This is a genomic window from Collinsella aerofaciens (assembly GCF_041537385.1).
GTDB lineage: Bacteria > Actinomycetota > Coriobacteriia > Coriobacteriales > Coriobacteriaceae > Collinsella > Collinsella aerofaciens_BV.
Window position 1 is genome coordinate 1 of the sequence record NZ_JBGORS010000007.1, and the last position, 12,935, is coordinate 12,935.

Below are 12,935 nucleotides of genomic sequence, written 5' to 3' on the forward strand. Positions count from 1 at the left end.
CCGCCGGCCGCCCGGGGTCTTTTGGCCCCGGGCGCTGCCAGCGTGCCTAGCGCTTACGGATACCCCAGACCAGGGCTCCGACGCCAGCCATGGCAATAACAAATGCCATGAGCAGTGCAGCGGCCTGCTGGTCACCCGTGGTGGGCAGGAAACCCTTGACCGTCTTGACGATGTTCGTCACGGTCTTGGGCGTGCCGGGGTCGGGCGTCGGCGTAGGGGTCTCGGGCTTCTTGTACGTGTTGTTGAACACGATACCCTCGACGCTCTTGTCACCCTTGGTAAAGGCGACGTTCGCCTTGAGGCTGCCCTCGCCGTCGTCGACCACGTTGACGGTCGCGGTAAAGACGGACTTGTCATAGGTCATACCGGCCTCGTCGCCCTTGACCTCGCTGATGGTGTAGACGTACGTACCGGGCTCGTCGTACTCGAACTTGTCGAAGTTGATCTTGCCGTCGGCATCGTTGGTGACGGTGGACTCGATGTCCTCGCCAACGAGCTTAAAGCTAAACTCGTCCTTCTTGAGCTCGCGTCCCTCGAGCACCTTAATGGCGCCGATGGAAACCTGCGTGGGCATGGCGTGATACTTGTTGGTAAAGCCAGCCGACTCGGTGGTTCCCTCGAGCTTGTGCGTCGCGGTCAGCGTGCCGTCGCCATTGTCGGAGACGGTGGTCACGACGGTGTAGGTCGTGCCGTCATAGGTGACGCCCTTGTACAGGCCGAGCGCGTTGGGGCAAGCCTCGCGCAGCGTGTACGTGTGCGTGCCGGGCGCCTCGTAGCGGATCGGGCTCAGCGTAACGTTGCCGCTGGCGTCGTTGGTGCCACTAGCGACAGTCACGCCGTCCTCGAGCAGCTCAAACGTGAACTCGCCAGCTGCAAGGTCGCGGCCGGTCAGACGCTTAACCGTCTTGACCTGATCGGTCACGACAGAATCGGTGGGCGTTACGCTGTACGTGTTAGTGAACGTGAAGGCCGCACCGTCGTCGCCGTTGCGATTGACGATCAGATGTCCAGCACCGTTATCGGTCACGGTGTAGGAAACCTTGCGCGTTACGTTAGCGTCGTTGGTCACGCCAGGGGCGCTACCGGACTCGGTCACCGTATAGGTAAAGGTGTGCGAACGCGGAGCGGCGGGGACCTCGGGCTTGGACTCGTCCTTGGTCTCGTCAGCGTTGGCTTCAGCGTCGCTCGATGCATCGCCAGAAGCATCGGTCGTCACGCCCAGGGCGCGGTTGAGGTCGTCGAGCGTAAAGTGGATCTTGCCAAAGTCCACGTTGCCGGCCGCGTCGTTAGTTGCGGTCGTGCGCTCGGGCATCGGGGAGCCCGCCTCGTCGGCAGTGACGGTAAAGGTAAACTTGCCCGCGATATCGGCCGGGGTCAGGCCCTCGTCTGCCTGGAGCTTCTTGGTGCCGGCAAGCGCGGCATCAACGGCGTCGGCGCCGTAAACGTTCTCGAACAAGGGCTGAATGCCGTCGTAGGCGGGCGCCGCCGTCAGGGTCCCGTCACCGTTGTCGACGACGATAACCTTAAAGCTAAAGCTCGGCTTCGCGGCGGTAATACCCTTTGCTGCGAGCGGGGACGTGTACTCAAACGCCGTGTAGTTGATGGTCCACGTAAGCTTGGCATCCGTGTCGGTGCGGATGGCGCGTTTGGCGTTTACCAAGTCGGCGAGCATCTCGGTCGTGTAATGCAGGGCACCAAAACTCACTTGGCCGTTAACGTTGGTAACGCACGTACCCTCGATGGCTTCCGTCTCGCCCGCATAGGCGATGCCAAAGTAGAACTCGCCGTCGGCCATCGGACGACCGGTCAGGGTCTTGGTTGCGACAACCTGAGCAGCGGTGCCCGGGTTATCGGTCGATGCGTGGTAGCTGTTGACGAACGGGACCACGGCGCTCTCGACCGCAGCCGCGCCGGTCTTGTACTCGGTCACCAGCGTGCCCTCGGGACCGCCGGAGACGGTCGTCGTGGCGGTGAGCGTACCGGCGGTGTCGTCGGCGATAGCGATCGTCACGGTGCGCTCGGCATCGTCGTAGGTGTAACCGGGCTGGCCGTCATTCTTCTCGGCAACGGTGTATGTAAAGGTCTTACCCGCGTCAGCCTGCGTAAACTTGACCTCATGGCCCGCCAGAATGTCAATCCGACCGACCGTTGCCTCTGCCGTCGCAGGGGACTTGTACACGTTGGCGCCCTCGTGCAGGCCGAGCGCGGTGGCAGAAGCCGCATCGGCGGGCGTCACGGTAAAGGTGAACTGGCCCTCGGTCATGGGGCGTCCGTAGAGGGTCTTGCTGAGCTTGAGACCGCCGGCCGCGGCGTAATCGAGCTCAGTGCGGTACGTGTTGGTGAAGCGGCCGCTTTCCTTCTTGGTGACGTTGGCGGTCAGCTTGCCCTCGCCGTTCTCGGTCACGGTCACTTCGGCGGTTGCGACATGCGCGTCATACGTCATGCCGACCGTGCTGCCCGCGTTCTCGCGAATCTCGTACTTATAGGTTCCGGCAGCGGCGTAGTGGATCTGACCGAACTTGATGGCGGCGATGCCGTCCTTCGCGTCCCTCTTGCTCACGGTTACGGTTGCGGGATCGGGCAGCGGGGTGCCTTCGGGGGCGGTGATGGTAAAGCTGAACTCGTCCCCATCCGTCCAGTCGCGGCCGTCAATGGCCTTGCTCAGGCCAAAGTCGAGCTCTGTGTCGAGCGGGGTCACGCTGTAGGTGTTCTTGAACTCGGCGGGCTCGGTGCCCTTCAGGACATGCTCGGCCTTGAGAGTGCCGTCGCCATTATCGGTGATGGTCGTCACGATGGTGAACTTGGCATCACTGTAGGTGACGCCCTTGCTGGTGGTTCCGCCGTTGACCTCGCGCAGTGTGTAGGTGTGCGTTCCGGCCTTGTCGTACTTCACGGCGCTCATCGTGATCTTGCCATCGGCGGCGTTCTTGCCGGTGGCGACGACCTTGGCGTCCTTGCCCTCGCCCTCGACGAGCTGGAAGGAGAACTCGCCGTCCTTGAGGTCGCGCCCGGTCAGGACCTTGGTCGCGGTGATCTGGTCGGTGACGCTAAATTCGCCGGGGTTCGGCTTGTAGGAATTCTTGAACTCAGCAGTCTTGGCATCCTTCAGCTCGTGCTTCGCCACGAGCTTGCCCTTGCCGTTATCGGTGATCGTAGTCACGACGGTATAGGTCTTATCGTCGTAGGCGATGCCGTTGCCTTCGGCGCCCTTGGCCTCACGCAGGATATAGGTATGCTCGCCGGCCTTGTCGTAGGTGATTTTGTCCATGACGATCTTGCCGTCGGCATCGTTCTTGCCGGTGGCGACGACCTTGCCGTCCTTGACGAGCTCGAAGGAGAACTCGCCGGCGGTCATGTCACGCCCGGTCAGGGACTTGGTCGCGGTGATCTGATCGGTGACACTGGAGTTCACGGGAGTCACGCTGTAAGCATTCTCGAAGATAGCCTTCTCGACGTCCTGCAGCTCATGCTTAACCGTGAGCTTGCCATTGCCATCATCGGTGACGGTGGTCACGACGGTGTAGGCCGCGGTGCTGTAGGTGATACCGTTGTCGGCATCGACCTTGACCTCGCGTAGCGTGTAGGTGTGCGTTCCGGCCTCGGTGTAGGTGATCTTGTCCATCGTGATCTTGCCGTCGGCCGCATTGGTGCCCCTGGCGACGACATCGTTGCCCTCGACGAGCTCGAAGGAGAACTCGCCTTCCTTGAGGTCGCGGCCTGTCAGGGTCTTGGTCGCGGTGATCTGGTCGGTGACGCTGGACTTATTCGGGGCAGTGTTGTACTTGTTCTCAAAGCGTGCCGTCTCGGGACCCTCGAGCGTATGGGTCACCTTAAGCGTGCCGTCGCCGTTGTCGATGACGCTCGTCTTGATGGTGTAGCTCGTCTTATCGTACGTGATCCCGTTGCTCAGCCCCGCCTCGTTGGGGAGCTTCTCGCGCAGCTTGTAGGTGTAGGTGCCGGGCTTGTCGTAAGTGATTTTGCCCATGGCAATCGTGCCGTCGGCAGCGTTAGTGCCCTTGGCGACGACCTTGTCACCCTCGACAAGCTCGAAGGAGAATTCGCCGTCCTTGAGGTCGCGCCCGGTTAGGACCTTGGTCGCGGTAATCTGGTCCTCGACAGGCTTCACGCTATAGGTGTTCTTGAACTCGGTCTCGCCCGAGATCTTTTCAACGTCGGCCTTAAGCTCGCCTTTGGCGTTAACCGTCACAGTCACCTTGAACGTGGCAACGTTCTTGCTGTAGGTAATGCCACCGGCGTCGCCCTTGACCTCGCGGACCTCATAGGTGTACTCGCCCGGCTCGGCATAAGTAATCTTGCCAAAGTTAATGGCTGCCTTGCCCTTGTCGAGATCGGCATTGGTCACAGTTACGGTCGCGGGGTCGGGCATCGGGGCATTGTTGTCGGACGTCGCGGAGAGCTCAAACTCAAACGCATCCGTATCCGCCCACTTGCGGCCCTCGAGCACCTTGGTCAGGCCAAAGGCCGCCTTGGTGTCAACCGTTGCCGGCTTGGTTGCAAGGCTAAAGACGATCTTGCCGTTGTTGCCCAGGTGCGAATGCACGTGCGTGGAAGTCGCAACGGAGGAAAGGTCATTCCACCTGGGGTTAAGCACGTCGCGCGCGGTCTCGGTCTTGTTGCCGTTCGCCTCCACATCGTCCTTGGTGGTATGCAGCTGGTCGATATAGGCCAAGCGCGCGGTTCCCTTATTAAAGGACCAGTAGCCGCCATCATTGACCAGAGCGCCGTCGTAGCTGGCGATCTCGTGCCCCTCAAACTCCACAACGGCATAGTCGTCCTTCGGCTTGCGGTTTGCGCCCATCGCCACAAACTCGTCCTTGTAGTAATAGACGTCGTTGCCCTGCGGCTTTACCGTCGCGCGCTGGGTGCATTCCTTGTCCGTGTAGATAGGCGTGATTTTTTGGAAGTAATAGTAGCTGTTGGTATCGGCGGGCTCAAACTCGGCGACAACATCGCCCAGCTCGCCGCCCGACCACTTGTTGGCCAGGAAGTAGACCGTCTGGTTGTCGGCACCCTTATGTTTCTCGATATACTTCTTGAGTCCGTCATCGGGCGTAAACAGGTTGTTACGCGCGGCGTCCTTGACGCTCGAGGTGTATTTAATCTGAATAGGCTTGATGTCATTGAGCGACGTGCGCTCAAAGATCCCGTTTTCCATGTCCACGTGATAGCGGATCAGCGGAATCAGCGATGCGGGAATCTTGACCGTCACGATATCGCCCTGCTGCGCATTGGCAGAGCGCTCGACGGTGATGACCAGGTCCCTGGCCACGCTCGAAAACTCGTACGTGTCCGTATTGCCCTTGGTTGTCTTGGTCACCTCATCAAAGGTGACGCCATTAATCTGAGCACTGACAAACGTATCGACCTGCATGAAGTCGCCCAGCTCATCACTGAAGGTGATGTAGCCGGACTTGCTCTCGTCGTAACCATCCTCGATCTGAGTGGGAGAGCCCTTGCCCGAGGTGATAGAGCTCGAGATATCATCAAACACCTTCTTGAGCTCATCGGCTTTCGACGCAGCCTTGTAGAAATCGGAATTCTCGGTGCGCTTACCAAGCTTATTGGTTGTGTAGGACGTGGCGTTTGGATAGTTGCTCGACACGGCGTGCATGAACTTGTTTTCGTCGCTCGTCCAGTAGTCCGTAGGATCGTCAGCGGGATTCGCACCATCAAAGATGCCGATGGTGTAGACCGTAGCGCCTTTCCCCTTCATTTTCTTGGCGGCGGCTATGGCATTATCGGCAACCGTAGAGTTAAAGTTCCTGGAGTCTGTGGGCGTGCCGTCCGTAAAGAATACAACTACCTTCTGGGCATCCTCGCGGCCCGACATGTCGCGAGCAAGTTCAAGGCCGTAATCAGCCCGCGTGGCACCGGCAGGTTCGATGTAGCCGACCGTATTCTTAAGTTCCGTCGCAGCGCTATCGACACACGGCGTCAGGCTCTTCATGGTCTGCGAGTAGTTGTGCGTGTATCCCTGACGATCGCGATACGTATCGTTGCCGATCTCGTTTTTCTTTGCACCCGAAAACTTAACGATGGCAACCTGATGCCGCTTATTCGTATCTTTAATGCTCTTGTTTTGCTCGGCGATGGTGTCGATAAAGGAACTGGCAGCTGCCTTGAGGGCGTCGATGCGTTTGGTCGAATCGCTGTTACCCATGTCATCATCCATCGACCCGGAGGCATCAAGCACCATCACGATATCGAGCGGTTTAGTGACCAGCGACGTTGTGTCAGAAGTCGAAGACATCGTGGAGAGCGTCGTCACAAAGTCGGACTTTTCGTCCTGCGCTGGCTCGACCGTCTTGTCCGTCCAGATTCGGCCTACATAACGTGTCGTCTGGTCCTGCTCGCCGCCCGACGCCCAGTACTGCCAGCGGCCGGTGGTGTCAGGGTCGACTATCTTTTTGCTCGCCGTCGGTCCGTCCATTCCGGTGCTGGACCTGGCGTTGGCCTCGGGCAGCATGGCAAATGCTGCAGCCGGCAACACCAGCACTACGGCCAGTATCACCGCCAAGAGACCCCTCGTGTACTTACTCATCGCGTCTCCCTTCTCGCGGTCCTAGACCTTGCAACAGCCTAAAGTTACGAAATGAGACACAATTAGGGCAGGTGACACATGTTCCAGATTCGGTTTTGGGCGTGAGACAAATGTCTCACCAAAGTTGAGACACGGCGTTTTCGCAGGAAAACAGGTGCGACTCAAGATGGACGGGGCAAAAGGGCCCGTTTTCCTCCGTCCTTGGGGGATCAAGGGCTGTTACGGATATGGTGACATTTCAAAACTATGCCGGTTTACTACGATAAAAATGAGGTCTCCAACCACACGTGACTTTTTCGCAAAACCGCAAGCCGTCTACCTGCGGTTTTGATTTTGCCAAATGCGGTGTGGTTGGGGGTAGGCGATTTATCGTAGTAATCCGGCATAGTTTTGTTCGCGACGGCTCGCCCGCGCGTTCACGCGCGGGGCCGGTGGGGCATTCTTGCCCCACCGGCCCCTATTCCAGCGCTATACCAGCCCCATTCCAGAGCTACTCCAGCTTGGTTTCTACCGTGAGAGTCTTGTCCGCTGCGACTGGGGTGCGGGCGGTATCCATAGTCAGGCATTGTTTGGGGCAGCTCTCGATGCACTCGCCGCACACCACGCAGGCATACGGGTCAATCGACCACGTTCCGCGCTTGCGATCGACCGCGAGTGCGCCCGCCGGGCAACGGCGCGCACACATGCCACAGCAAATGCACACGTTCATGTCGTTGACGATGTGCCCGCGCAAGCGCTCGGGTGCCGCGAGCTTCTCCTGCGGATAGCACACCGTGACCGGCTGCTTGACCATAGAACCCAAGGCCGTCTTGGCAAATGTCAGCAAACTCATGCCGTGCCTACCTTTCCGTGCAGCTAATGCAGGGGTCGATGGTCAGGATAATCATGGGCACGTTGGCAAGGAGCACGCCCTGCAACGCATGTGTCAGACCCGCCAGGTTCTGCGACGTCGGCGTGCGCACACGGAAACGGTCCAAGTTCTTGGTGCCGTTGCCGCGCACATAGTAATACGCCTCGCCGCGCGGCTGCTCAATCACAACCTCGCCGCGCGCACCGTCGGCCGGCGTGAGCTTGGTGCGCCCGCCGATTCCGTCGTGCGGAATCTTGCTCACAAGCTCCTTGATGATGTCCATAGCCTGCGTGACCTCGGCGCAACGCACCTGGCAGCGGGCATAGCAGTCGCCATCGGTAGCGACAACCGGCTCAAACGCAGCCAGGTCCGCATAGGCGCCGTCGCCAAACATGCGCACGTCATAGTCCACGCCCGAGGCGCGGCCGAACGGGCCGACCATCGAAAGCTCCAGTGCATCTTTCTTGCTGATCATGCCCACGCCATGCAGGCGCTCGCCGCAGCTGGCGTCGTCCAAAAACGTATGCACCAGGGCCTCGTAGTCGGGGCGCATGGCATCGAGTGTCTGGACAATGCCGGCCAGCTCGGAGTCCTCAATATCGTGCTTAAGGCCGCCAATCTCGTTGATCGACAGAATCACGCGACCGCCGCACGTGCTCTCGAAGATCTTGAGAATCTGCTCGCGCAGGGTCCACGAACGATAGAACAGCGCCTCGAAGCCAAAGGCATCGGCGAGCAGACCCAGCCACAGCAGGTGCGAGTGGATGCGCGAAAGCTCGTGCAAAATGGTGCGGATATACTGCACGCGGCCGGGCACCTCGATGTCGAGCATGCGCTCGCAGGCGCTGGCATAGCCGCAGCTGTGACCAACGGCGCAGATGCCGCAGATGCGCTCGGCGATGTAGCCAAACTGATGCATGTCGCGCTTTTCGGTGAGCTTCTCGAGTCCGCGGTGCACAAAGCCGATCTGCGGAATTGCCTCGATGACGCGGTCATCCTCGATCACCAGGTCCAGATGAAGCGGCTCGGGCAGCACCGGGTGCTGCGGGCCAAACGGAATAACGGAGCGATGTGCCATGGACCTTACGCCTCCTTTTTCTGCTTGTCGCGGGCGGCCTTGGCGGCAAGCGCCGCGCGGACCTTGGCCGCTTTCTCGGGATCCATGGCGGCGAGCTTTGCCTCCATCTCGGCGGCTTTAAGTGCGGCCTTGGCCGCGGCCTCGTCATGCTGAGTATCGGAGCCGGCAGCCGCAGCGGGCTGAGCAGCGGCGCCCGCGGCATCGCCGGCGCCCGCAACGCCCTCCCCCGCAACAGCCGCAGCCGCGGCGGCCTTCTCGGCCGCGGCCTTGCGCGCCTTAGCCTCGGCAGCCGCGCGGACCTTCATGGCCTTCTCGCGCGCGGCCTTCACCTCGGGCGTGATAACGCTCATGGGCTCGGCAGTCGAGACCTGGTAGAAAAAGCCCTTAAAGTCGATCTGCATGTCGGTGATGGCAAGCCCAAACAGATCGTGCGCTTCATTTTCAAACGGGAATACCGCGGGGTAATACGAGCTGATGGACGGAATCTCCTGGTACTGGTCGATGCCCTCGACTACCAGGCTCTCAATCGCATAGCTGCCGTCCTGCGCAATATGCTCCTGAGCAGCATGAACGTTGATAAACGTATAGACCAAGCGATACGTGCCGTCGTCGACGTTGCGCTCGGCGTGCATTTGCACAAAGCGCGCGCCGACGCCCTTGAGCGCCTGGACATGCGGCAGGAGCTCGTCGATCCCAACGGTGGTATAGATAGCCTTTTGCATTACTCGGCCTCCTTCGCAGCGACGGACGCGGAGGGCGTCCCAGCAGGTGCGTCGCCAGCGGCGGGCTTCCCAGCAGGCGCGTCACCGGCACCATCAATCCCGGCCCCCGCAGCCACAAACCCGTCCTCGCCCAGCTCAACGCCACCATCCCAGGTAGCGGCACCGCCCACGGTAAGCGGATCGCCACCGGCGCGCATCACGGCCTCCTTCTGGTCCAGGATGCCGCACGCCTCCACGATGGCATCGATCACGGTCTCGGGGCGAATGGCGCACCCGGGCGCGTACACGTCCACGGGAATCGCGCGGTCCACGCCGCCGATCACGTTGTAGGCATCGCGGAACACGCCGCCCGAGCACGCGCAGATGCCGCACGCCACCACGCACTTGGGCTCGAGCATCTGGTTGTAAATCTGGCGCACGACGGGCAGGTTCTGAGCGTTGACCGAGCCCGTCACCAAAAAGATATCCGCATGCTTGGGGTTGCCGGTGTTGACCACGCCAAAGCGCTCTGCATCGAACAGCGGCGTGAGCGAGGCCAGCACCTCGATATCGCATCCGTTGCAGCTCGAGCCGTCGTAATGAATAACCCACGGCGAGCGCGACATTTTATGATCCATGGATGCCGCCTCCTAAATAAACACGTCGACGAGGATGGGCATAAGGTTGAGCAGGCCAAACACCAGCGCCACGCCCCAGCCAAGCTTAAAGCAGCTGCGCCAGGTGCTGCGTGCGAAGGTGTTGTCGATCAGCACCTCGACAAAATACGTCGCGGCCATCACGACCAGGGCTACGACCCAGCTCACCGGGTTGTCCCAAACAAAGAACATGCCCACCCACATCAAAAACAGCACGGTCTCGCACCAGTGCATAAGGGTCATCTTGGCCAGCGTGCCGCCGCTCATCTCGGTGGCGACGCCCTGGACAATCTCCTGATGCGCGTGATGCGAGTACGAAAGGTCGAACGGCGACTTGCGTAGCTTGATGGTGAGCACCGCAAGCAGCGCCAGGAAAATGGGCGCACTGTACACGATGATGGGCGCCGACTGCCCGGTCACGGCGATGGAATCAAAGCTATCGGTGGCGAGATACAGGCCCACGCTCATCAGCAGAACGGCGGGCTCGTAGCTCATAACCTGCAGCAACTCGCGATCGGCGCCGACCTGCGCAAACGGGCTTTGCGTCGAGGCGGACGCCAGCACCACAAAGATCGCGGCGAGCGTCACCATAAAGGCGCACAGCAGCGTGTTGGAGCCCGACACAAAGATGCCGCCGCCCACGACGGTAAAGATGAGCGCGCACGCCATATAGGTATCGTCCATGGTGTTTACGCTGGCAGGGGCCTTGCGCAGCAGTTTGGCAACGTCGTAGAAGGGCTGCAGCAGGCGCGGGCCCACGCGGCCCTGCATGCGAGCCGAAAGTTTGCGGTCAACGCCGTCGATCAGGCCGCCCACAAGCGGCGCCAGCAGGGCAAACGCCACGGTACCAATAAAGATGCCCACGACACCCGAACCTTCAAAATACTTGCCGCGCAACACCGAGGGCGCGCTCATGGCAAGCCGCTCGGGCCCAATCCACGCGCAGCACAGCAGCGCAAACAGAATGATGCTGCAGCACACGACGCTACCCGCGGGGCCAATACGCTTCTCGCCAAGGGCGTCCTCCGAGTACCAATTGCGCTTTTCGGCCTTCACCTCGCGTCCCATCGAGCCGCGGAAATGGCGGTAATTGTCGGTTCCCACACCCGAAAGATATACGTTTACGTGCGGTTTGTTGCTCACGCGGAATGAAGTCAGCAGCACCACGGCGATAAAAGCCACGATAACCACCATCAGATACATGGAGTCCTTGCCAATAACGTACGGCACGCGGCCAAACACCATGGCCAAGTAAGGCGACACCAGACCGCTCGAGATAACCGGGAACGCCACGCAGCACAGAATCAGCAGCGCGGCGATGGTATTGAGGGCCATCCATTCGGTCTTATGGACATTGACCTCAACGTTTTGAGCCGTGGGGTCGACGCCCGAAAGCTTGGCAAGCCACTTGCCCCAGAAGAAGAACGTCGCGGCCGAGCCAAAGGCAAGCACCATGATCATGAGCACGTTGCCGGTCTGCGCAAACGCCACCAGGGCGCCCCACTTGGACACGAGCATGCCAAACGGCGCCACAAACATGCCCATGATGCCCAGCATCATCAGGCGCGTCAGGTGCGGCATGCGGCTGAACATGCCGTCCATGTCCTCGATATTGCGGCTGCCGATATGATGCTCGGCCGTGCCCACGCACAGGAACAGCAGCGACTTTGCCACCGTATGGAACAGGATCAGGAAGATAGCGGCCCACACAGCCTCGGGCGCGCCGACACCCAAGCAGGCACTGATGAGGCCCAAGTTGGAAATGGTGGAGTACGCGAGCACGCGTTTGGCGTTGCTCTGCGAGATGGCCATGAGGGCAGCGAGCAAAAACGTGACGGCACCCACACTCGTGACCATAAAGCCGGTCACAGGATAGATGGCATAGAGCGGGCTCAGCTTGACCATCAGGAACACGCCGGCTTTGACCATGGTGGACGAGTGCAGCAGAGCGCTCGTAGGAGTGGGGGCAACCATAGCACCGAGCAGCCAGGTGTGGAACGGCATCTGTGCGGCCTTGGTGAGCGCGGCGAGCGACAACAGAATGACCGGCATCACCAGCAGCGCGGATTGCGCGGTTCCGGCGCCGGAAAGCTCGATCATGCCCGAGATGGTCAGCGGCATGCCGTTGACGTGCAGAAACATAAGGCCCGCCAAAAACGCGATGCCGCCCAGCATGTTGAGGATGATCTGGGTGAAGGCGTTCTTGATGGCCTCGGGCGTGCGCGTGTAGCCAATCATAAGAAACGAGCACACGGTGGTGATTTCCCAGCCGCAGAACAGCCACTCGAGGTTGTCGCTCGTCACGATGACGAACATGGCCGAGAGGAACAGGAACATAAGCGCCAGGAACTGCGGGCGGCGGTCGGGCGCGGTCTGCCCGCGCAGCGCAGCCTCGTGCTCGTCGTGGGCCTGGAAGTCCTTCATGTAGCCCAGGGCGTACACGCAGATAAGGCTGCCGACAATGCCGACGGCAAGCACCATGATCACACTCATGTAGTCCAGGTAGAGCGGCGTCGCCGTGACGGCTTCGGCCGCGGGCAGCGCCATGGCTGCAAAGGCGAGCGAGCCCACCAGCTGGACTATGCCGAGCACCGTGGTGAGCGCATTCCTATATTTGAACGCGTTGTACAGGATGACGGCGCACAGGATGGCGTCGATGGCGGAGCTGATGATCGAGAGCACATGCGAGGTGCCGGGGGCAACCTCAAAGCTCTGCGGACCCGTGCCAAAAAACATGACGGCGACTACAACTGTCACCGCCATAATAATGCCGGAACCTATGAGCCCCACCGCATCGCGGGCGCGGTCACCGCGCGCGAGCAGCATGCCCAGCGCCGGTACCAGCGGAAACAGGGTAAGGAAATACAGTAGCGTCATACCATCACTCCCCCATGCAAAAACGCTGCAATTGTTTAACGTTATAGCTCAGTTGAGGAGTAGCGACGGCGGGTTTTCGGTCAACTGGGGAGTTTTAGGCGTACGGGGTAAGGAGTCTGTCCGCTTTGGAGCAGAGAGGCGACGCTCCCCCTATCGCGGCGGCGGGCGCACGGGCCACTGCGCGCGGTTTATTAACCACTTTGGAGGATGT

The 12,935-nt window shown here is 60.5% G+C and carries 6 protein-coding genes; all 6 read right to left on the reverse strand.

The window, feature by feature from the left end:
- Nucleotides 1-46: 46 nt before the first annotated feature.
- Nucleotides 47-6,562, reverse strand: a complete 6,516-nt coding sequence (locus ACEG18_RS08170) for a Spy0128 family protein (RefSeq protein ID WP_372542248.1) — start codon at nucleotides 6,560-6,562, stop codon at nucleotides 47-49.
- A 490-nt stretch (nucleotides 6,563-7,052) separates the two neighbouring features.
- Nucleotides 7,053-7,394: a 4Fe-4S dicluster domain-containing protein gene (locus tag ACEG18_RS08175; protein ID WP_372542250.1), complete on the reverse strand. Its 342-nt coding sequence runs from the start codon at nucleotides 7,392-7,394 to the stop codon at nucleotides 7,053-7,055.
- 7 nt (nucleotides 7,395-7,401) lie between these two features.
- Nucleotides 7,402-8,490, reverse strand: coding sequence for a hydrogenase large subunit (locus tag ACEG18_RS08180; protein ID WP_372542251.1), 1,089 nt, complete (start codon nucleotides 8,488-8,490; stop codon nucleotides 7,402-7,404).
- A gap of 5 nt (nucleotides 8,491-8,495) precedes the next feature.
- Entirely contained in the window at nucleotides 8,496-9,212 is a 717-nt protein-coding gene (locus ACEG18_RS08185) for an NADH-quinone oxidoreductase subunit C (protein WP_372542253.1), read from the reverse strand.
- Nucleotides 9,212-9,829: an NADH-quinone oxidoreductase subunit B family protein gene (locus tag ACEG18_RS08190; protein WP_372542255.1), complete on the reverse strand. Its 618-nt coding sequence runs from the start codon at nucleotides 9,827-9,829 to the stop codon at nucleotides 9,212-9,214. The genes ACEG18_RS08185 and ACEG18_RS08190 overlap by 1 nt, the downstream gene beginning before the upstream one ends.
- 12 nt (nucleotides 9,830-9,841) lie before the next feature.
- Entirely contained in the window at nucleotides 9,842-12,724 is a 2,883-nt protein-coding gene (locus tag ACEG18_RS08195; protein ID WP_372542256.1) for a proton-conducting transporter transmembrane domain-containing protein, read from the reverse strand.
- Nucleotides 12,725-12,935 lie beyond the last annotated feature (211 nt).

What these genes read in the sequence shown, in the direction of transcription:
- ACEG18_RS08170 (WP_372542248.1), bottom strand. Translation starts at nt 6,562, where the DNA reads ATGAGTAAGTACACGAGGGGTCTCTTGGCGGTGATACTGGCCGTAGTG.
- ACEG18_RS08175 (WP_372542250.1), bottom strand. Translation starts at nt 7,394, where the DNA reads ATGAGTTTGCTGACATTTGCCAAGACGGCCTTGGGTTCTATGGTCAAG.
- ACEG18_RS08180 (WP_372542251.1), bottom strand. Translation starts at nt 8,490, where the DNA reads ATGGCACATCGCTCCGTTATTCCGTTTGGCCCGCAGCACCCGGTGCTG.
- ACEG18_RS08185 (WP_372542253.1), bottom strand. Translation starts at nt 9,212, where the DNA reads ATGCAAAAGGCTATCTATACCACCGTTGGGATCGACGAGCTCCTGCCG.
- ACEG18_RS08190 (WP_372542255.1), bottom strand. Translation starts at nt 9,829, where the DNA reads ATGGATCATAAAATGTCGCGCTCGCCGTGGGTTATTCATTACGACGGC.
- ACEG18_RS08195 (WP_372542256.1), bottom strand. Translation starts at nt 12,724, where the DNA reads ATGACGCTACTGTATTTCCTTACCCTGTTTCCGCTGGTACCGGCGCTG.